19 protein-coding genes are annotated in these 20,377 nt (G+C 64.0%); 9 read left to right on the forward strand and 10 right to left on the reverse strand.

Going from position 1 to position 20,377, the window contains the following annotated elements; translation table 11 throughout:
* Positions 1-47 precede the first annotated feature (47 nt).
* The 4 genes from CAL12_RS04450 (at position 48) to CAL12_RS04465 (ending at position 4,219) form a co-directional block, all read left to right on the forward strand.
* Positions 48-2,258: a TonB-dependent receptor gene (locus tag CAL12_RS04450; protein WP_086063382.1), complete on the forward strand. Its 2,211-nt coding sequence runs from the start codon at positions 48-50 to the stop codon at positions 2,256-2,258.
* A gap of 9 nt (positions 2,259-2,267) precedes the next feature.
* On the forward strand, positions 2,268-2,954 hold the full coding sequence (locus tag CAL12_RS04455) for a Fe2+-dependent dioxygenase (protein ID WP_086063383.1): 687 nt from the start codon (positions 2,268-2,270) through the stop codon (positions 2,952-2,954).
* Between the two features lie 261 nt (positions 2,955-3,215).
* Entirely contained in the window at positions 3,216-3,752 is a 537-nt protein-coding gene (locus CAL12_RS04460) for an antitoxin Xre/MbcA/ParS toxin-binding domain-containing protein (RefSeq protein WP_232464705.1), read from the forward strand.
* The gene (locus CAL12_RS04465) at positions 3,749-4,219 is read left to right on the forward strand and encodes an RES family NAD+ phosphorylase (RefSeq protein WP_086063385.1); all 471 of its coding nucleotides are present in this window, start codon (positions 3,749-3,751) and stop codon (positions 4,217-4,219) included. Before CAL12_RS04460 ends, CAL12_RS04465 begins: the two co-directional genes overlap by 4 nt.
* A 40-nt stretch (positions 4,220-4,259) precedes the next feature.
* On the opposite strand, the gene CAL12_RS04470 is transcribed toward CAL12_RS04465, so the two are convergent.
* The 7 genes from CAL12_RS04470 to CAL12_RS04500 all read right to left on the reverse strand — a co-directional run bounded on the left by CAL12_RS04470 (position 4,260) and on the right by CAL12_RS04500 (position 10,349).
* Positions 4,260-5,249: an NAD(P)-dependent oxidoreductase gene (locus CAL12_RS04470; protein ID WP_198298377.1), complete on the reverse strand. Its 990-nt coding sequence runs from the start codon at positions 5,247-5,249 to the stop codon at positions 4,260-4,262.
* 2 nt (positions 5,250-5,251) lie between these two features.
* A complete protein-coding gene (locus CAL12_RS04475; protein WP_157792885.1) occupies positions 5,252-6,223 on the reverse strand; it encodes a Bug family tripartite tricarboxylate transporter substrate binding protein in 972 nt (323 codons plus the stop codon).
* 43 nt (positions 6,224-6,266) lie between these two features.
* The gene (locus tag CAL12_RS04480; protein ID WP_086063388.1) at positions 6,267-7,226 is read right to left on the reverse strand and encodes a TRAP transporter substrate-binding protein; all 960 of its coding nucleotides are present in this window, start codon (positions 7,224-7,226) and stop codon (positions 6,267-6,269) included.
* Entirely contained in the window at positions 7,223-8,224 is a 1,002-nt protein-coding gene (locus tag CAL12_RS04485; protein ID WP_086063389.1) for a Bug family tripartite tricarboxylate transporter substrate binding protein, read from the reverse strand. Before CAL12_RS04485 ends, CAL12_RS04480 begins: the two co-directional genes overlap by 4 nt.
* 74 nt (positions 8,225-8,298) lie before the next feature.
* A complete protein-coding gene (locus CAL12_RS04490; RefSeq protein ID WP_157792886.1) occupies positions 8,299-9,054 on the reverse strand; it encodes an SDR family NAD(P)-dependent oxidoreductase in 756 nt (251 codons plus the stop codon).
* Positions 9,055-9,068: 14 nt separating this feature from the next.
* Complete coding sequence (locus CAL12_RS04495) at positions 9,069-9,629, reverse strand: VOC family protein (protein WP_086063391.1); 561 nt, start codon at positions 9,627-9,629, stop codon at positions 9,069-9,071.
* A gap of 450 nt (positions 9,630-10,079) precedes the next feature.
* Positions 10,080-10,349 carry a hypothetical protein gene (locus tag CAL12_RS04500; RefSeq protein ID WP_086063392.1) on the reverse strand — a complete coding sequence of 90 codons (270 nt, stop codon included), beginning with the start codon at positions 10,347-10,349 and terminating at the stop codon, positions 10,080-10,082.
* Positions 10,350-10,654: 305 nt separating this feature from the next.
* Between CAL12_RS04500 and CAL12_RS04505 the strand changes: the two genes are divergently transcribed.
* The gene (locus CAL12_RS04505; RefSeq protein WP_086063393.1) at positions 10,655-10,858 is read left to right on the forward strand and encodes a cold-shock protein; all 204 of its coding nucleotides are present in this window, start codon (positions 10,655-10,657) and stop codon (positions 10,856-10,858) included.
* 85 nt (positions 10,859-10,943) lie between these two features.
* Complete coding sequence (locus CAL12_RS04510; protein WP_086063394.1) at positions 10,944-11,192, forward strand: hypothetical protein; 249 nt, start codon at positions 10,944-10,946, stop codon at positions 11,190-11,192.
* Between the two features lie 68 nt (positions 11,193-11,260).
* Here the strand turns inward: CAL12_RS04510 and CAL12_RS04515 are convergent, their stop codons facing one another.
* The gene (locus CAL12_RS04515; RefSeq protein ID WP_086063395.1) at positions 11,261-12,004 is read right to left on the reverse strand and encodes an SDR family oxidoreductase; all 744 of its coding nucleotides are present in this window, start codon (positions 12,002-12,004) and stop codon (positions 11,261-11,263) included.
* 94 nt (positions 12,005-12,098) lie between these two features.
* Positions 12,099-13,394 (reverse strand): citrate synthase family protein, encoded by a 1,296-nt coding sequence (locus CAL12_RS04520; RefSeq protein ID WP_086063396.1) that lies wholly within the window; start codon positions 13,392-13,394, stop codon positions 12,099-12,101.
* Positions 13,395-13,497: 103 nt separating this feature from the next.
* Here CAL12_RS04520 and CAL12_RS04525 point away from each other — a divergent pair, with 103 nt between their 5' ends.
* From CAL12_RS04525 to CAL12_RS04535, 3 genes are all read left to right on the forward strand, one after another.
* Positions 13,498-14,931, forward strand: a complete 1,434-nt coding sequence (locus CAL12_RS04525) for a CoA transferase (protein ID WP_086063397.1) — start codon at positions 13,498-13,500, stop codon at positions 14,929-14,931.
* A gap of 138 nt (positions 14,932-15,069) precedes the next feature.
* On the forward strand, positions 15,070-16,032 hold the full coding sequence (locus CAL12_RS04530) for a Bug family tripartite tricarboxylate transporter substrate binding protein (protein ID WP_086063398.1): 963 nt from the start codon (positions 15,070-15,072) through the stop codon (positions 16,030-16,032).
* Between the two features lie 79 nt (positions 16,033-16,111).
* On the forward strand, positions 16,112-17,659 hold the full coding sequence (locus CAL12_RS04535; RefSeq protein ID WP_086063399.1) for an LVIVD repeat-containing protein: 1,548 nt from the start codon (positions 16,112-16,114) through the stop codon (positions 17,657-17,659).
* A gap of 14 nt (positions 17,660-17,673) precedes the next feature.
* Here the strand turns inward: CAL12_RS04535 and acnA are convergent, their stop codons facing one another.
* Positions 17,674-20,340 (reverse strand): aconitate hydratase AcnA, encoded by a 2,667-nt coding sequence (gene acnA / locus CAL12_RS04540; protein ID WP_086063400.1) that lies wholly within the window; start codon positions 20,338-20,340, stop codon positions 17,674-17,676.
* Positions 20,341-20,377: the final 37 nt, after the last annotated feature.

Below are 20,377 nucleotides of genomic sequence, written 5' to 3' on the forward strand. Positions count from 1 at the left end.
ACGGGAATAGTTAGCATTCGCGAAATTTTTTGGAATCTGCCGCCTTCATGAAACAGCTCACCCCGATCGCCGCCGCAGTCCTGGCCCTGTTCGCCGCGCCTGTCGCGGCCATCGCGCAGCAAGCCGCGGCGCCCGGGACGCCGGCGCCCGCCACCCCCGCGGCGTCCACCGCGACGCTGGACACCGTCCATGTGAACGGCGACGCCCCATCCGACGACTTCAACACCCAGCAATCCGCGCTGCCGCGCCTGGGCGTCGATCTGCATGACGTGCCGCAATCCGTCACGGTGGTGAACAAGGCGCTGATGCAGTCGCAGGGCGCGACCTCATTGCAGGACGCGCTGCGCAACGTCGCCGGCATCACGCTGGGCGCGGCCGAAGGCGGCACGATAGGCAACAACATCTACCTGAACGGCTTCTCGGCGCGTACCGACATCTACCTGGACGGCTTTCGTGATCGCGCGCAGTACTACCGCGACACCTTCGACCTCGATGAAGTGGAAGTGCTGATGGGACCGTCGTCCATGCTGTTCGGCCGGGGCTCCACCGGCGGCGTGATCAACCAGGTCAGCAAGAAGCCCAAGCTGGCGGACTTCACCGACGTGACCGGATCCGTCACGACCAACGGCCTGGTGCGTTCCACCGTCGATACCAACATGCAGTTGTCGGATACGTCGGCCTTCCGCTTCAATGGCATGGCGCAGAACGGCGACGCCACGACACGCGACCAGTCGCATGTGAAGGATTTCGGCGCGGCGCCCTCGTTCAAGTTCGGCATCGGCACGCCGACCGAAGTCACCTTGTCCGCATTGCTGCAGCACAACGACGACATGCCCGACTACGGCGTGCAGTCCGTCAACGGCCATCCGGCGGGTGTGAGCCGCGACACGGCCTACGGTTTCCACGATGACCGCACCATGCAGGACATCGCGATGCTGAATGCATCGGTGCAGCACAAGTTCACGCCGGACACCGTGCTGCGCAATCAGACGCAGTACAACAACGTGCGCACCGATGCCCGGGAAACCGCGCCGCAGGCCGTGGGTACGCTAGGCCCCAAGGGCTTCCAGCAGCTGCCCGCCGGCAACGTCACCAACCTGCCGCTGGACGATTTGTGGATCCTGCAGCAAAGCCATGACCGCGTCATCCATGACGAGTCCATCTTCAATCAGACAGAACTGAGCACCAAGTTCGATACCGGTTCGATCAAGCACACCCTGCTGACCGGCGTGGAACTGGGCCATGACCACTACAGCAACCAGGCCTATTCGCGCACCGGCACCTGCGACGGATTTACCTTGAACAGCGGTTTCGTGGGCTGCACACCGATGGTGGACCCGCAGCACACGTCCGCGGACCTACCGGAAGTGCCCGGCAACTTCGCCACGGGCTCTGCCAATACGGTGGGCATCTACGCCAACGACACGGTCGAATTGACCAAGCAGTTCAAGCTGGTGGGCGGCCTGCGCTGGGACCGTTATGAAGCCACCGTCACCAATTCCGTGCCGCGCAGCACGACGCCCGCCAATGCCGACCAGACGGTGCACTACACCAGCGTGCGGGGCGGCGCGATCTGGCAGCCCAGCGATTGGCAGTCGTACTACATCTCATACGGCACGTCCTTCAATCCGTCGCTGGAGCAGCTGACCGCGACGGTCGGCCAGGACACCCTGGAGCCGGAAAAGAACCGCTCCTACGAGGCGGGCGGCAAATGGGATCTGTTCGACGGCAACCTGTCGCTGAACTCGGCGGTCTTCCAGATCAAGAAGGAAAACGCGCGCACCCAGATCAGCCCTGGCGTGTACGAGCTGGACGGCACGGTGCGCGTGAACGGCGTACGGGCGGGGGCATCGGGACATCTGACCAGGCAGTGGCAGTTGTATGCCGCCTACACGTATCTGGATGCCGAGATCACGTCGGCCAAGGACGGCACGCAAGGCAACACGCCGGCCAACACGCCCAAGAATACGTTCAACTTCTGGAGCACGTACCAGTTCCTGCAGAACTGGGAGGTGGGCGGCGGCGCGGTGTATACGTCCTCGCGCTACGCGGCCAATACCGACGCGGTGCAGGTCGGCGGCTATACCCGTTGGGACGGCACGCTGGCCTGGCACCAGCCCAAGTACGATGTGCGGCTGAACCTGTTCAATATCTTCGACAAAAAATACTACGATGCGCTGATCCCGTCCGATGGCGGCCGCGCAGTGCCGGGTACCGGGCGCACCGCCATGTTGACGGTGAGTTATCACATTCAATAGGCGACCCTCGTGCTGATCACCATCCCGAAAGTCCTCGACGCCACGCAGGTCCAGGCCATCCGCGGCCTGCTCGACAACGCCGGCGACGCATGGGTCGACGGCCGTGTATCAGCCGGCTACCAGGGCGCCGCCGTCAAGCACAACCAGCAGATCGACGAACGTTCCGAAGTCGCGCACCGCGTGCAGCAGATCGTGCTGGGCGCGGTGGAGCGCAACCCCGCCTTCATCAGCGCGGTCCTGCCCAACGTGGCCTACCCGCCGATGATCAACCGCTACGGGGAAGGCATGACCTTCGGCGCCCACGTCGACGGTGGCGTGCGCATCCACCCGCACACCGGCCGCAAGGTCCGCACCGACGTGTCCATCACGCTATTCCTGAGCGACGCCGCCGACTACGACGGCGGCGAACTGCAGGTCCACGATACCTACGGCCTGCACAGCGTCAAGCTCGACGCCGGCGATATGGTGGTCTATCCGGCCACCAGCCTGCACCAGGTCACCCCCATCACGCGCGGCGTGCGCTTGGGCTGTTTCTTCTGGGTGCAAAGCCTGATCCGCGAGGATTCCCGTCGCAGCCTGCTCTATGACCTGGATAACGCCATCCAGCGCCTGAACCAGACCCAGGCCGATCCCGTCGCGCGCAGCAAGCTGGTGGGCTGCTACCACAACCTGCTGCGGGAGTGGAGCGAGACCTGAGGAGTGGTTGTTCACCCTCAGGAACCCGGCGCGCGTAGGGCAGCGCATTTGTATTTCGATCCCATCGTGGCTTTCTTTGGAAGAAGGGTGGCCGTATATCCGGAGACTATACTGTGTCTACTTTGAGACATCCCTTGGGGAAAGGCTATGGCCGTTCGACGTGCTGCTAATCGAGCCAAAACTGGAAGGGGAGAGGCGCCGGAACCTACTATCGGACTCAAGACAGGCAAGCGGGCCAAGCCGAAGTCCACGAGGAATGTCGTGCGCACCACCACGACAGGCGCCGTGAAAACCGCAGCAACGCGGACAGCGATGAGGCTGGTTTCCACCGACTATCGTCCAGTGGAATATCACAAGGACATAGACGCATTTGTGCTGAGCGTAGGCAGCGCCGCTCCGATGGCGCTGGTGGAAACGGAGCGTGCAGGGGTGTCAAGCCGCTTCGTCAAGCAACTTCCGGTGAGGATGCATATCCCCGCGACGCGCCTGTACACGATGATGGGGATACCAAAAGCAACGATCGAAAAAAAGGCAGCCGCCAATCAGTCTCTGACCGGCATGGCAGGCAAATCGGCACTGGGATTGGCGCGCCTTCTAGGCATTGCGCAATCCATCGTTGCAAACTCCACCTCACCGGAAGCCCGAGGCTTCGACGCGGTCGCATGGCTTGGGCAATGGCTGGATAGTCCACAGCCCGCTCTTGGCGGCCGCAAGCCCGGCGACCTTATCGATACGCCGACTGGCGTCGACGTGGTCGCACGGCTCCTGGGCGCTCTTGAAAGCGGAGCTTATCAGTGAAGTTGTGGCGCATCGCGACTGAAACTCGCAACTACGCCGCGGACGACCTGTCCGGCATGGGTGCCGCCAGGAACCCTGGCCGGTGGAATCAGGAAACCGAAGCTGTGGTGTATACGGCGCCGACCATCGCCATGGCTGTATTGGAAACGGCTGCTCATATCTCTGAGGGCGGACTTCCTTTGAATCGCTTTCTGGTGGAAATAGACGTGCCCGAGCCGGTTTGGCGGTCGAGGGCGTTTACCGTTCCTGGCGAGCTCCCCACGGCGTGGTGTGCGATTCCGGCTGGTCGCGCCAGTGTGGCGGTGGGGTCCCACTGGCTGCGTCAGGGGCGTACGGCCATCCTGGTAGTGCCCTCGGTCGTTGTACCGGAAGAAGGCGTCACCTTGATCAATCCGTCCCATGGGGATACACGTCAATTCAAGGTACGAGTGCTTCGTCAGTTTCATTACAACAGGTTGTTCCGGTAGAAGTCCCTTCGGCGTTCCGTAGTGTGCGGCCGATACGGTGCTAATCGCGCGACCTGCCTATCGCCTCGATGATCGCGGCGTTGTCGAATTGGGCTTCGCCGTGCGCGATGCAGTCTTCCAGCATGCGCACGTAGACTTCGGCGAAGGGCAGGTGTTGGGCGCGGGATCGGCCTTGCTCCAGGATCAGGCGGAAGTCCTTCAAGCTCTGGTCCACACGGCTTTGGGGCGGATCGAAACGGCGTTGCGCCATCGCGGGGCCCTTGACTTCCATCACGCGCGAATAGGCGGCTGAGCCTGTCAGCACGGACAGGAATTCCTGTGGATCCAGGCCCAGTTGTCCGGCGAATTGCAGGCCTTCGGCCAGGGCGGCGCGGTTCAGGCCCAGCACCAGGTTGACGGCTAGCTTCGCACGCGCGGCGTTGCCCGGCGCGCCCATCGCATAGCGACGCGCGCACAAGGCGTCCAGCACGGGCGCGGCAAGTTCAAGGTCCTGATCGCGTCCCGCCACCAGGCCGACCGCCTCGCCCTTGGCCAGCGTTGCGCTGGTGCCGGAGATCGGCGATTCGACGAAGGGAACGCCTTGCTCCGCGCAGCGCTGCGCCACGGCCGCGATGCGGTCGGGATCGCAGGTGCTGATGCAGACGATCGCGGGCATGCGACCAGCGGCCCGCGCGGCCGCTTCCACCGCGACCTTGGCGGATTGCGCCGCCGATCGTGCCGCCGATTGCGCCACCGATTGCGCCGCCGCCTTCGCGGCCTGCACGATGCCCGTCGGCCCGAACAGCGCCTGTTCTACCTGCTCCGTGTCGAACACCGCCAACACGATGACGTCGCATTGCACCGCCAGATCCGCCAGCGATTGCACCGCCGCGCGGCCTGGCTCGCCCGCATTGGCGAACTGCGAGCAACGGGCCGGGTCCACGTCATATCCTCTAAGCTCGAAGCCCGCCAGGGCCAGACGCTGTGCGCTGGCGGACCCCATCAGTCCCAGTCCGGCGATGCCGACCGTCCGTGTCGTCGAAGTGCTCATGTTCATTGCGCCTTGATCCCTGCGTCGCGTATGGCCTGCCCCACGCGCGCATAGCCTTCGCGCGTCAACGTACCCAGTTCCGCCGGCGTGGACGCCACCGGATCGAGCCCGAGTCCGACCAGGCGATCCCGTACGCCTGGATCGGCCACGGCCTTGGCTACCTCCGCGTTCAGGCGATTCACGATGTCGGCCGGCGTACCCTTGGGCGCGTACAAGCCCAACCACGTGGAGAAGCGGAATTCCTTCACCCCAGCCTCGGCGAAGGTCGGGACGTCGGGCAACAGCGTGGAACGCTTGTCGTTGGGCTGCGCCAGTGCACGCAGCTTGCCGTCCTTGATGAAGGGCAGGGCCACAGACACCGCCGAGAACATCATCGGCACCTGGCCGCCCGCCACATCCGTGGTCGCCTGCGTCGCCCCCTTGTAGGGAACATGCGCGAATTTCACTCCGGCGCTCGACGCGAACAGCTCCATCGCAATGTGATGCGGGCTGCCGGTCCCGCCCGTCGCGTAGTCGATCTTGCCCGGCTGGGCGCGCGCCCGGGCCAGCAGGTCGGCCAGGTCCTTGGCGGGGTAGGCGCTGTTCACCACCAGCACCCACGAAATATTCGCCATCTGGCTGATCGGCGCGAGATCCTTCAGCGGGTCGAAGTTCACCTTGTCGCTCAGGTTCACCGCATAGTTCAGCACGCTGTCCGTGATGCCGCCCAGCGTATAGCCATCCGGCGCCGCACGTGTCACGCGTTCGGCGCCCAGCAAGCCGGACACGCCCGCCTGGTTCTCGATGATGAAGGTCTGCTTCATGTTCTCGCCCATCTTGGCGAGCACCACGCGCGTGGCCACGTCGGCCGCGCTGCCTACCTGCAACGGCACGATCACCTGGATAGGCTTGTTGGGCCAGGTCGATTGCGCGGACGCCGCGCCGCTCGCCAGCGCCAGGCTGGCCAGCAGCAATCCCAGTTTTCTTGTCGTCATTGAAGTCTCCCCCTCGTTGTGGAAATGCGCGGCCGGCCGGCGATCAGGCCAGCTTGCCGACTTCCGCTTCCAGCAGGCTCCAGATGCGCGTGCCCAGCTCATCCTTCCATTGCCGGTAGAAGCCGCCGGCCAGCCTGCGCCGGAAACTGTCGGTATCCGCGGTGTTGAACCGCAGGCCGCGTTCGCGCAGCGTCCGGGCCAGCTCCTCGTTCAAGGCAATCGTGTGGCGGCGCTGGCGTCCGACGTGCAGCTTCACGTTGCGCAGCACGATCTCGCGCACGTCCTCGGGCAGCGCATTCCAGAAGGGTAGATTGCCGATGATGTTGAAGCCGGACCACATATGCGAGGTCATCGATACATGCGTCACCACCTCGTGCAGGCGCAGCGAATCGATGATCGCCAGGGGGTTCTCCTGCGCCTGCAGCTTCCCCGTCTTCAGCGCGTCGTACAGTTCCAGCACGAACAGGGGAACGGGATCGGCGCCCAGCGTGCGGAAGGTCTCCTCGAACACCTTGCCTTCCGGGATGCGTATCGACAGGCCTTCCAGGTCGCTGGCGTCATTGATCACGCGGCCAGTGGTGGCGATATGGCGAAAGCCGTTCTCCATCAGCCCATGGGGCATCAGGTACAGGCCGCGCGCCGCCAGGTCCGACCGCAAGGCATCTCCCAGCGCACCGTCCATGGCGCGGTAGACGTCATCGTTGTCGCGGAAGGCGAAGGGCAGGCTCTGCACGTTCATCGCCGGCGCCAGCGGCCCCAGTATGCTGCCCATCAAGGCATAGAACTGGATGTCGCCGGCGATCACCGCATCGACGATCTCCAGGTGCGACTTCTTGAGCCCGCCGTTGTCGGCGACGACCTCGATGTCGAGCCGGCCGGAGGTCTCTTCACGCACCGCATCCCACAGATCGACCAGGAAGGGATGCACATGGCTGGCGACCGGTTGGTAATGAAACTGGCGCCCGCGCCACCGGGCCGCCGTGGACTTCGTCGTGCTGCTCATTCCGTCTCCATCCCGGCTTGCTTGACCACCGTAGCCATGCGCTTGCTGTCGTCCGCCATGTACCTGGCCATCTCCTGCGGCGTCATCACCAGGGGATCGATGCCGTTTTCCGCCAGCTTCGCCACCGTGGCGGGCGCCTTGAGCACCTGCATCAGTTCCTTCGACAGACGCTCCACCACGGCGTCCGGCGTCGCCGCCGGCGCCACGATGCCTATCCAGGACGCATAGTCGTAGCCCGGCACGCCCGATTCGGCCACCGTCGGCAGATCCGGCAGGATGGCCGTGCGCTGCGCGCCCGCCACCGCGATGGGGCGCAGCTTGCCGGCCTTGATCAGCGGCAGCACGGTGCCGATGGCGTTGAACATCACCTGCGCCTCGCCGCCGGCCACGCCGACCGCCGCCGGGCTCGCGCCCTTGTACGGGACGTGCATCATCTTGATGCCGGAGCCCGCCTCGAACATCGCCATCGCGATGTGCTGCGGACTGCCGACGCCACCGGTCGCATAAGAGACCTTGCCCGGATTCGCTTTCACGTAGTCGGTCAATTCGCGCACGGTCTTCACGGGCAGGGCAGGGTTCACCACCAGCACGGTCGGCAGCACGGCCACCATGCCGACCGGCCGGAATTGCGTGGCGGGGTCGTAGCTGACCTTGCGGACGTGCGGCAGCACGCTCAGGATGGCGTTGTTGCAGCCGCACAGCGTGTAGCCGTCCGGCGCGGCGCGCGCCACTTTTTCCGCGCCGATCGCGCCGGAGGCGCCGGTCTGGTTTTCGACGACGATGGACTGGCCCAGCGGCGTCGCCAGGCGTTCGGCCACGATACGCAAGGCCAGGTCGGAAGCGCTGCCGGTGGCTAGCGGCGTCACCAGCGTGACGGCGCGTTGCGGGTAAGCCTGCGCCTGTGCCAGGCCCGGCGCCAGCATGGCGGCTCCGCCGCTGAGCACTGCCAGCGCCAACACGGCGCGCAGCCGCCGATCGACCAACTTGAAGGGGTGCATCCTTGTCTCCTCGTTCTTGGAAGGGCGTCCCGTCTGGCGGGGACTGTCCCGAAGTGGCGTCCGAGGACGCCTGGCTACAACATGACTCGCGCTCCGTTGGTGTCCAGGTTCACGCCCGATACGAACGATGCGCCGTCGGAAGCCAGATAGAGCATCGCGGCCACGTGGTCGTCGGACGTCGCTAGCCGGCGCAGCGGCACCTGCGCCGCGATGCGATCCAGGTCTTCCTTGGAACGCAGCGCGGCCACGCGCGGTGTCACCGTGGTCAGCGGCGCGATCGTATTGGCGGTGATGCCGTGGGGGCCCAGCTCATAGGCCAGGAAGCGCGTCAGCTGCGTCACGCCGGCCTTGGCCGCGCCATACGCCGGCGACGATGCCGCGTGGACCGTGCGGCCCGAGATCGACGTGACGTTGATGATGCGGCCCGCCTGCGACTGTTTCAGCGGCGCGATCGCGGCCCGGCAGCACAGGAAGACGCTGCGCAGGTTCAGCGCCACGGTGCGCTCCCATTCCTCCAGGTCCATTTGCTCCACGGTCAGCAGCTTGCGGTAGCCGCCCGCGCAATTCACCAGCACGTCCAGGCCATGCCCGGCGGACAGCACGGCATCGAAGGCCTGCCGCACCTGCTGTTCGTCGGTGATGTCCACGCCCAGGCCCGTCGCCCGCTCGCCCAGCGAGCTGGCGATGGATAGGACGGCGTCGGCCTGGATGTCCATCAGGAATACCCAGGCGCCCTGCGCATGGAAGGCGCGGGCGGCTTGCTCCCCGATGCCACCGGCCGAGCCGGTGATGACGACGCTGCGGCCCGAGAATTCCGGATATATCGGCATGGCGCGATCTCCGGTCATTTGTTGGCCGTGGCTTCGGCGCTGGCATTGGCGGCGGCGTTCGTGTCCGCCGTTGCACCCGCAGTTGCACCCGCAGCTGCGCCTGCATCCGTCCAGCTCGGCACGCGGCCCGCCTTTACAGCTTCTTCGGCGGAAAAATTCAGCTCGACCTTGATCCCGTTGATCGGCTCGCGCATGAACAACTGGTACAGGTCGGAGTTGTGCGCCTTTCGCTCGCTGAACGTCACGCCATTGCGCGTCAGCCGCTCGATGAACTCGTTGATGTTCTCGCAGTTGAAGCACACGTGATCGATACGCCCGGACCCCATGGCGCCACCCGCCGAGTAGTCGTCGTTTTCCTTGTCGCTGGGCGTGCGCAGGTAGGTATCCTGGTGGTTCGAATGGCGCGCCTTGCCGATGTGGACCACGTCCTGGTCGCCGATATACAGCCAGTACACCGGGAACCCGAATTCCGGGTGATAGCCATTGCGGAATCCCAGGTTGTCGCAGAACCAGTCGCGCGTTCCTTCCGGGTCGTGGGTAAGAATCAGGATGTGCTCCATGAAGCGCAGTCCCATGATGGTCTCCTAGTCTCGTTGCAGGGCGTCGGCGAGCCTCGGCTCTGGCGTTCGGTGTCTTTGCGTTATGGGCGCCGGCGCGATCGCTGTGGCGGTCGGCGCCGCGCGGACGGCCGCAGGCGCGCTCCGCCGGCCAGGCACGGCCGCGCGTGTAGCTATACCGGCGGCCGCCTGTGCGGCGGGATTTCAGGATTTATCGAAGGCGCGGGCGACGGACGCCGCCGCGCGCGGGATGGCGGCTCGCCACCCAGTCCCCTGCCGGTCGTTCGGCTAGCCGAATGGCCCGCACCGATGCCGTTTTGTTATGTCCGATCATGTCGTCTCCGCCTTGTTGCCTTATCAGGCTCTGGTTTTTATAGGAGTGTAGGGAGACGGGATGGCCCAGTCCAATGCTGAATTTGCGGCGAGCCATCACATCTTGATATGACCCCGTTCAGGACGCCCGCCCGCTCACCCCAGCTGTTGTTCGAGCCGGGCTTCGACCGCCCGCCGCAGCCTGGCCAGCGTTTCGGGCGAATCCGGATCTTCCACATCGATCAGCACTTCCGCCCAGCTCTCCACCGGCTTCGCCCCGATCTGCACGTAGTAAGGCGACTTCTTCTCTATGGTCCAGACGGGAGTGCTATTGCCATCGTCGACGCGATCCTTGATGGCGCCCACATACTTGACCTGCCGGAAGTCGCCGGTGGGGATCTGGTGTTCGGAAATAATGCGCTGCATCGTTCACTCCTGATGGGTTTCCGCCCGCGGCAGATGCACGCGGACCAAGCCGTCACGCACAGTAGTCCCTATCCGTGCCACCTAACAAGCCCGAGCTCATCCGTAGGCGCATGGCACACGCGGTAACCAATGAGGTTGCGTCCCCAAGAGTCTTTCCTTGACACTACCCTTCATGTAGATCACATTGCATCCAAGACTCAAGTACCGCGATTTGTTCCATCCTGCGCCTGCGCGCTTCATAGTCCAAAGTCCTTTCCTTGATATCTCGCTTGAAGGGGGCGTCCCTTCCGTTTCGAGGAAAGCACATGCAAACACACATCGCGAGTCAGCGTGACGCCGGTTGCGGCCATGGATTCATCATGCCCGCGGGCGACGGCGGCGATCTCTATGCCGAATATTCCGCGGCTGAAAGCGTAGTCGCCGCGATGCCCGACGAGCCGCGCAAGATCACCTTTTCGATAGGACAGGGTCCCAAGGGACCGCAAACCGCGAACATCCGCATGTTGTAGGAAAAAGCCCTCCCCAGAGGGCTTTTTTATTTGGGCGTTTTTTTGTTGTGGTCGTTGACCGGCCGCTCGGGTAAGAGGATCAGATATGGAAAACAACATCGTCTACAAAGGCTATCGGCTCAGCGCCATCGTGAAGCGCGAAGCCGCTAGCAACCAGCCTGCGTTCACCGCCACGCTGCTCGTCATACGCCACGAGGGCTCGGTCTCCTCCGAGCATGGCGTACCGCAATTCGCGCAGGGCGGCGCGGTCCCGACGCCTCGCCGCGCGGTGGATGCCGCCATCCTGCACGGCCGGCAGTTGGTGGATGAAATGAACCAGCTTCCGGTCGGCTGACGCAGCCTGACGGACCTTCTGTTTCGGCCTTTGCGCACGGTGCGCATCGGCCAAAAGCGTGGGCAGTCCTAGGCGTTGAACCCGCCATCGATCGTCAGGCTCGCTCCGGTCACGAATGCCGCTTCCGGGCTGACGACATAGGACACCATCCCGGCGATCTCCTCCGGTCGTGCGTGCCGAGGAATTGCCATCAGCCCATGCAGCATGGAAGCGAAGTCGCCGTCCTTGGGATTCATATCGGTATCGACGGGCCCCGGCTGCACGTTGTTGACCGTGATCCCGCGCGGACCCAGATCCCGCGCCAGGCCCTGCACCAGCCCCCGCAACGCCGACTTGCTCATCGCATAGGCCGCGCCGCCGGGAAAGGGCATCCTCTCCGCGTTGCAGCTGCTGATATTCACGATACGGCCGCCTTCGCCCATATGCGGCAGCACGGCCTTCACGGCAACGAAAACGGCGCGCACATTCACCTGCAGCGTCCGGTCGAAGTCCTCAAGCGAGATGTCGTCGACCGGCCCCAACACCGCGATGCCCGCGTTGTTCACCAGGATGTCGATCTTCCCCAGTTGAGCCGCCGCCTTGTCGATCGCGCCGCCGACCGCGGCCGCATCCCCCGCGTCGGCCTGCAAGGCCAGCGCACGTCCGCCGTTTTTCTCTATGCCCGCAGCCAAGGCGTTGGCCGCCTCCGCGGATCCCTTGTAGGTAAAGACCACCGTCGCCCCGTCGTCCGACAATCGCCGCACGATCGCAGCGCCGATACCGCGACTACCGCCCGTGACGAAGGCAACTTTGCCAGCTAGTTTTGCAGTCATGTCTTGCTCCTGGGTGCGTGTGGATGTGAAGAGGAACGCCCGGACATCGCTGGCGAAGTGGCCGCGGTTGCCGGAATCGCCGGACGTTCGAACTTTATAGACCAGTTCTGAAGAAAGCGGGTGGTAGATCGTTTTGCGGCACCGCATGCCGCGCCGTTTGCCGCGCCGCTTGCCGCTTTGTCGACCGCCCCTGCGACCGTGACGGCCCTGGTTCGACAGGGGGCCCAACGTACACCGCGCGAGGCCGGATCAAATCGGGTTGCTCGCGCTGTTCCAGTCCGTGTGCAATCCATCCCACCGAGCGGCCAAGCGCGAACAGGCCGAATGCAGCCCCAAGGGGAAGCCGTAGATGCCTGCGCAAGGCCACGAGTGCGAGATCCACGGACGGCTTCTGTCCTACCAGCGTCGTCCCGGCATCGAGCATGCGTACCCATTGAGGATGGCGCGGAAGCAGGCGCGTCAACAGATACGTCGCGCGCGCATCGCCGTCGGGATAAAGCGAATGTCCGAAGCCCGGCAGATCGTCTCCCCTCGAAAGCCGGTCGCGCATTTTTCGTTCGGTATCCCGTGTGCCGAGTTCATCCCACCACGCCTCGACGCGGGCGGTGGTGGCGCCGTGTCGTTCGCCAGACAGGCCGGCCAAACCGCCGATCACGACGGCCCGCAGACTCGCGCTGGTCGAGGCCACGCAGCGACCGGTGAAGCTCGATGCGTTGAGTTCGTGATCCGCGCACAGCACGAGCGCCATCCTGATCAGTTCGGCTCCCGCGGGACCTACGCCCCAGGCGCGCGCGCATTGCTCGTGGATAGGCGTCGTATCGGGAGGCGCGCCCAACAGGCATGCGGCCAGGATCCGCACCAGGTCTCCGCAGCCTCGCGCCTGCCGCTCGGCCGACTTCTGCCAGATGGCAGTTGGCGCATCTTCGCTCGCGACAGCGAAAAGCGGCAGGAGAGCTTCCTCCGCGCGTTGATCCCGGTAATGCTTGATCAGCGGCCGCAAGACGGCCGGCGCGGGGGCGGCTCGGGGGCCGAAAGCGATTTGCCTGTCGCATTGCCAGAGGAGTGCGGCGACGTCCTCCAGGCTCGCATGGTCGGCGAGTTCCAATGCGTCCACGCCACGATAGAAGAGCCGTCCATCATCGATAGACGTGATGCTCGATTCGAGTACGGGCAAGCCCCAGTTCAGTGCGGCCTTCGCGACTTCCTTCGGCTTGCGGCCGCGTGCGCGCTGGGACGCGAACCTGTCGACGTCGGCCGCGAAATAACGGCTTTCGCGATGATTGCCGCCGGGCGCGGCATGCAGCAGGCCGCGGCTGACGTACGCGTAGAGCGTTTGGCGCGACACGCCGAGCCTTGCCGCGGCTTCGGTCGAATTCAGATAGTTCGGCATGACGGAAGAGGGGAAACGTTCGATTGGTTGATCAGAATAGTCAACGTTGACAATAAAAGCGAGCCGTCCGATCTTTGCCATACCTGAATCATTCGAGACGAACATGCGTGCCGACAAAGTGTCACAAGGCCCAGCCGGTAATGCTGGGGACCCGGCGTCCAAGCAGTTGCGGGAGTTTTGGGCAGCGTTGGGTGGAGCGGCCGGGCTTCCCGATGCCTGCGCCTTCAGCGGGTCGGGAGAGCTGATCTCCGCGTTCCACGTAACCGACCTGGCGGCGGCGGCAATCGGCGCGGCGGGAACGGCCGCCGCGGAATTGCTGCAGGCGTCGACCGGCAGCCTGCCGGCGGTCGAGGTCGACCGACGCATGGCGTCGCTATGGTTCGGCACGTCGCTGCGTCCGATTGGATGGACGATGCCGCCGCAATGGGATCCCGTAGCCGGCAATTATCGAGCGAGCGATCGCTGGATCCGTTTGCACACCAACGCGCCGCATCATCGCGAAGCCGCGCTGGCGGTTCTTGGCTGCGCGGGGGACGCGAAATCCGTCGCGCGCGCGGTAAGCCGCTGGCAGGCCGGCGCGCTCGAAGACGCCGTGGTTGCGCGTGGCGGCTGTGCGGCCGTCATGTACTCGCGGCAGGAATGGGCTGCCCATCCGCAAGGCCGCGCCGTCGCGTCCGAGCCCTTGTTGCACGTCCACACGGAGAGCCGTGTCGCGACGCGCGGATGGCAGCCTTCGCGAGACCGTCCGTTGCGCGGCATCCGCGTGCTCGACCTGACGCGCATACTCGCGGGTCCCGTCGCGACACGATTCCTGGCCGGTCTGGGCGCGGAAGTGTTGCGCATCGATCCCTACGGCTGGGAAGAGCCCGGCACGGTGCCTGAGGTCGTCCTGGGCAAGCGCTGTGCGCGGCTGAACCTGAAGGACGCCGCCGATCTCGATACGCTGCGACAGTTGTTGCGCCGCGCGGATATCCTGGTCCACGGTTACCGGTCCGATGCGCTCGCCCGTCTCGGTCTCGATGCCGCTCAGCGGCGCGAGCTGAATCCCGCGCTGATCGACGTATCGCTCGATGCGTATGGCTGGTCCGGTGCGTGGCGTTGCCGGCGGGGTTTCGACAGTCTCATCCAGATGAGCACGGGCATCGCGGAGGCGGGCATGCGTGCGATGCACAGCGATGAACCGGTCAGCCTCCCGGTCCAGGCGATCGACCACGCGACCGGCTACCTGATGGCTGCGGCGGCGCTGCGCGGGTTGACGATCAGAACGACGCAAGGGGCTGGATCGGAGTTTCGTGCGTCCCTGGCGCGTACCGCGGCGGTTTTGCAACCTCGCCCGGAGCCTGTGACTGAGGTGGTCAAGCTCGCGACGGATACGCCTGGCGATTGCACCCGGCACGTCGAGCAAACGTCCTGGGGGCCCGCGACCCGGCTGCTTCCGCCCTTGGAGATAGAAGGGGCACCGCTTGCCTGGTCTTATCCGGCACGCGCACTGGGCGCGTACGAGCCTGAGTGGTTGACTTCGAATGAAGAGCTTTGAGTTTGAGGCAGCACGATGATCAGGTAGTGGTAGTGTGTTGACAAAGGATGGCGGACCCCCTAATTTGGCGCACTGTAAAAGAACTCGGCACCAAGCCGGGACAACGCGACAACGCGGCAACACGCAAGGGGTCTTTGAATGAAACGGCTAGCTTTTGTCTTCGCAACGGCGCTGGCGTCGTTGTGCTTCGCGTCATCGTCACGGGCTGACGATTATCCGAGTCGACCGATCACCATCGAAGTGCCTTACAGTCCGGGTGCATCCGTCGATATCATGGCGCGGATGATAGGCGAGCGTTTGCGCACGCGATTCAACCAGCCGGTCATCGTGGAAAACCACGCAGGGGCCAGCGGCCAGATCGGGCTGAACCGCGTCGCACGGGCGAAGCCGGACGGATACACCCTGGGCGTCGTACAGATCACCAATCTGGCTCTCGCGCCGTTCGTCACCGCGAAGCTCATGTACGACCCCAAGAAGGACTTCGTGCCGGTCGTCGAGATCGCGGAAAACTACCTGGCGATCGTTTCCAATGTGGACGGGCCGCTGAAGAACATCAAGGACGTCATCGCGTGGGCCAAGCAGGGCAAGCGCGAGCTGAAGCTGGGTAGCCCGAGCCAGGGAGGCCTGCCTCATCTGTCGGTCGCCCTGATCGCTTACCAGAATGGCTTCGACGTGCAGAACATCTCCTATAAGGATGTCGGCCCTATCGTCACCGATCTCGCCAGCGGCCAACTGGACCTGGGTGTTTCTTCGTACACCAGCCTCGCGCCGTCCATACAATCCGGAAGAGTCCATCTGGTGGGGATCACGGCGAAGGATAAGTTTCTGCCGGAATTGCCTGCGATCGGCGACAGCTTGCCGGGTTATTCCGTGCCTGGCTGGAACGGCATCGTCGCACCGGCCGGGACGGATCCCAAGATCGTAAAAAAGCTGAACGCGGCCATCAACCAGATACTCGCCGAGCCGGACATGCAGGAAAAGTTGAAAGCCCTGGGCCTGGTGCCGACGATCAAGTCGCCACAGCAGTTCGCTGAATTGATCGATAGCGACATGGCCCGCTTCGAGAAGCTGGTCAAGGATATCGGATTCCAACCGCTCTGAAGTCCGGGCGTGTCCTGCTCGCGAGTGGGACCATGAAGCTAGTGGATGCAAATCAGCCATACGGGACAGGAGCGCGGTAATGGCAGCAAACGATGATCAGGCTGTGTCTTCCAAATCGATGGCGCACGCGGCCGCCGAAGGCAAACGGGTGGAAGGTGTCATGCCGGGCGGCGGCACGGTGCCATTCCGTTTGCCGGCCGGCGCATTGAATTATCTCGACCGTAATCAGTACATCTCCAACATGGAGATCCTTGCTTATTACCCGTCGATCAAGCTGAGGATGTTCGGGGACGAACACTCATGCATGTGGGCGAAGGGCAAGCGTCGCCTGATTGCTTTCCAGGGCGGTTGGGTCGACGTCACGGATCCCTTGAAAGCGACGGTGATCGAGGAAGGAAACCTGCCCACATTCCAGAGCTGCGTCTACAACCAGCAACTGAAGAAGTGGATCCGGGTGGTCGCGCACCAGATGCCGCTGACCCCGGGAACACCGGAATACCCCCACGGGAAATATCACGAGGAATACGCCCGCAAGGCGATCGACAATCGCGGCTTCCGTGGCATCAAGGTCTACGACGTCACGAATCCCGAAAAGACCCAGTTGCTGAGCGAATTCGAAACGGGCACCACAGGCCACGGCGTCCATCTGCCTTTCTACGATGGAGGCCGATACGCATATCTGGCCTGCGGCTGGGACGACCAGTTGCGTATGGAAAGCACCGAGCGCGTCTACAGCAACGGCTTGATGATCGTGGACATGTCCGACCCCGCCAAGGTGAAGGAAGTATCGCGATGGTGGGTGCCAGGGCAGAGGCTCGACGAAGAACAGCACTATCGCGAGACCTATCCGTTTGCCGGCGACCAATGCTCATGGACCGGTAATCGCACGCCCTGCATCGTCCCGGTCCGGGTCGAAGATGGGGGGACCATCGGATATGGTGGGTGGGGCCACTTCGGCATGTACGTCCATGACCTGTCCGACATACGCAATCCCAAGGTCTATGGTCGGGTGTCGCATCCGCTCGAAGCCATCGGCGCCATTCCTTATCATCATGTCGTGCCAGTGACGGCCGATCCGCAGCGCTATCCGCGGTTGCAGAATCTCGTCATCGCGATACCCGAAGCGCTTGAGTCCGACTGTCGCGAGCCGTTTCACACGAGCTATGTCATCGACGTGAAGGACCCGGCCAAGCCGCGCATCATCGGTCTCTTCCCGCGTCCGATGCCGCATCCCGATGCGCCCTACAAGGACTTTGCGATGGCGCGAGGCCGCTTCAGCTCGCGCGTCATGCAGAACTGGATCGCGCCAGGAAAAGCGCGTCCAGATGTCGTTGCACTGTCATATCTCAATGCAGGGCTGCGCCTCTTCGACATTTCGGATCCGACGGAGCCGAAGGAGGTCGCGTACTTCGTCCCACCGCGTGACGGCGAGATCGACGACTACATGAGCTGGCGTCGAGGCACCACGGAAGCCGTTTTCATCGAATGGGACCGGAACCTGATCTGGCAATCGACGCACGCCGGCATCTACTGCCTGTCGGCCCCCTTTCTCGGCAAGCCGGTGCTTGAGCCGACGGCGGTGACGCAATGGTCGGTTCCGCATGTGAACGCTGGCTGGGAAGGCTAGCGGAAGGAACCTGTTCAGGCGTGGCTCGCACCGCTCACATGCCGGGCGAGCCGCTGCCTCAATACATAGGGCAGGATCCCGCCATTCCTGAAATACGCCTCTTCGATCGCCGAGTCGATACGTACCCGCAAGGGCACCTTCGCCGTCGTTCCATCCTGGCGATGGATCACCAGTTCGAAAACCTGGCCGGTGCGAACGTCGTCCATGTCCCCGGTCACATCGAAGGTTTCGTCTCCCACCAGCCCCAGGGTCTGGGCGCTGACGCCTTCGGGAAGCTCCAGCGGCAATATGCCCATGCCGACCAGGTTGCTGCGATGGATGCGCTCGAAACCCCGCGCAATCACGGCGCGCACACCCAGCAGGCTGGGGCCTTTCGCGGCCCAATCGCGGCTGGAACCGTTGCCGTATTCCTCGCCCGCGAAGACGATCATCGGCACGCCTTCGGCCGTGTATTTGACGGCGGCTTCGAAGATGCTCATGCGCTGCCCATCCGGTTGGTGCAGCGTATGGCTGCCCACTTCATCGACCATCAGGTTGCGGATGCGCACATTCGCGAAGCTGCTGCGCACCATGACGCGGTCGTGCGCGCGGCGCGATATATAGCTGTTGAAGTCGCGTGGTTCCACACCCAGCGATATGAGGAATTTTCCTGACTCGGATTCGGGTGGAATCGAGCCGCCTGGATTGATGTGATCGGTGGTCACCGAATCACCCAGGATCGCGAGCGCTCGTGCACCCTTGATCGCGCCCTTGGATGGGATATCCAGCGTGACGCCATCGAAGAAGGGCGGCCGCTTCAGGTAGGTCGAGCCGTCGTCCCATACGAACAGGTCGCCCTTGGGCGCGGGCAGCGCCTCCCATAGCTCATTATTCCGTCCCGTCTGGGCGTAAACGGCGAGGACGTGCTTGGGGTCTTGCGCGACGGGCATGACCTGCGCCATTTCTTCCGCCGTGGGCCAGAGATCGGCAAGATAGACCATCTTGCCGTCCGGCCCTGCGCCGAGGGCGTCGTTCGCCGGATCGAAATCGGCCCTGCCCGCGATCGCGAATGCCACCACCAGCGGCGGGCTCATCAGGAAGTTGGCCTTGATCGCCTGGTGGATGCGCGCTTCGAAATTCCGGTTGCCCGAAAGCACCGCGGCCACGGTCAGGTTGCCGTCCTTGATCTGGTCGAGGATCCCCGCATCCAAAGGGCCGGAATTGCCCATGCAGGTGGCGCAGCCGTAGCCCGCGACGTTGAAGCCCAGGGTATCCAGGTATTGGTCCAGGCCGGTGGCCTGCAAGTACGAGGTCACGACACGCGAGCCGGGTGTGAAGGAGGTCTTCACATGCGCCGCGGCCTTCAATCCTTTTTCGACGGCTTTCCTGGCCAGGATCCCCGCGGCCAGCATCAGCCGGGGATTGGAGGTATTGGTACAGGACGTAATGGCGGCCAGGACGACGTCGCCATGACGCAGCGCCTGGCCGGAGCCCGACGCGGCGGACGCTTCCTGGGGCAAGAGGCCGCGCACCTTTTCCTTCAGCTCGCCAAGCGCGATACGGTCCTGCGGGCGGGAGGGGCCGGCCACGCTTGGCACGACGGCGCCCAGATCAATATGGACGGTATCGGTGTAATCGATCTGGCCCAGCGTCGGCATGCCGAACATACCTTGCGCTTGGAAATAGGCTTTCAAGGCGGCGATCTCGGCCTTCGTCCGGCCGGTGGCCCGCAGATAGTCGAGCGTATTGGCGTCGACCGGGAAAAAGGCCGCTGTCGCGCCGTACTCAGGCGCCATATTCGATATCGTCGCGCGGTCGGGCGCGGGCAGGGCCGCGGCGCCCGGACCAAAAAATTCGACAAACTTGCCGACCACCTTTTTGGCGCGCAAGGCCTGGACCACCGTCAGCACGATATCCGTGGCTACGATGCCGGGCGCGGGCGCGCCGGTAAGCTCCACGCCGATCACGTCAGGCGCGACCAGGTACATCGGCTCGCCCAGCATGGCGGCTTCCGCCTCGATACCGCCGACACCCCAACCCAGTACGCCGATGCCATTGACCATGGGCGTATGGCTGTCGGTACCGACCAGCGAATCGAAATACGTCACGCCCCCTTTCTGATGCACGCCCCGCGCCAGGTTTTCAAGATTCACCTGGTGGACGATGCCCGATCCCGGAGGAAAGATGCGGAAGGCCTTGAATGCATTGGCCGCCCATTTCAGGAACGAATACCTTTCCGCATTGCGTTCGTATTCGATCTCCATATTCAGCATGAGCGCATTGGCGGAACCTGCATGTTCGACGATGATGGAATGGTCGACGACCAGGTCGACCGGCACCAGGGGCTCGATGTCGCCAGGCACCATGCCGAGTTCGGCGGCGGCGTCGCGCATGGCGGCCAGATCCGCCAACAAAGGCACGCCCGAAGAATCCGGCGCCACGATGCGCGACACCACGAATGGGACTTCGCCGCTGCGTTCGCCATTCGGCTGCCAACCGGCCAATTGGCGCAGATGGTGCTCCTGCACGCTGGAGCCGTTCAGATTGCGCAGCACGGATTCCAGGATGACGCGTATCGAGTGGGGCAGGCGGGAAATCTTTCCCAGGCCCATTTCCTCTAGCACGGCCAGCGAGTAGTAGCGGCTGTCGGGACTGCCCTCGATGGGAAGCGGACGTAAGGTGTCGGTGGGTTGGAATGCCATGGTCTCCTCGCTTTTTCGGATCTGTGCGCCTACTGGA

The organism is Bordetella genomosp. 8 (genome assembly GCF_002119685.1).
Classification (GTDB): domain Bacteria; phylum Pseudomonadota; class Gammaproteobacteria; order Burkholderiales; family Burkholderiaceae_B; genus Bordetella_C.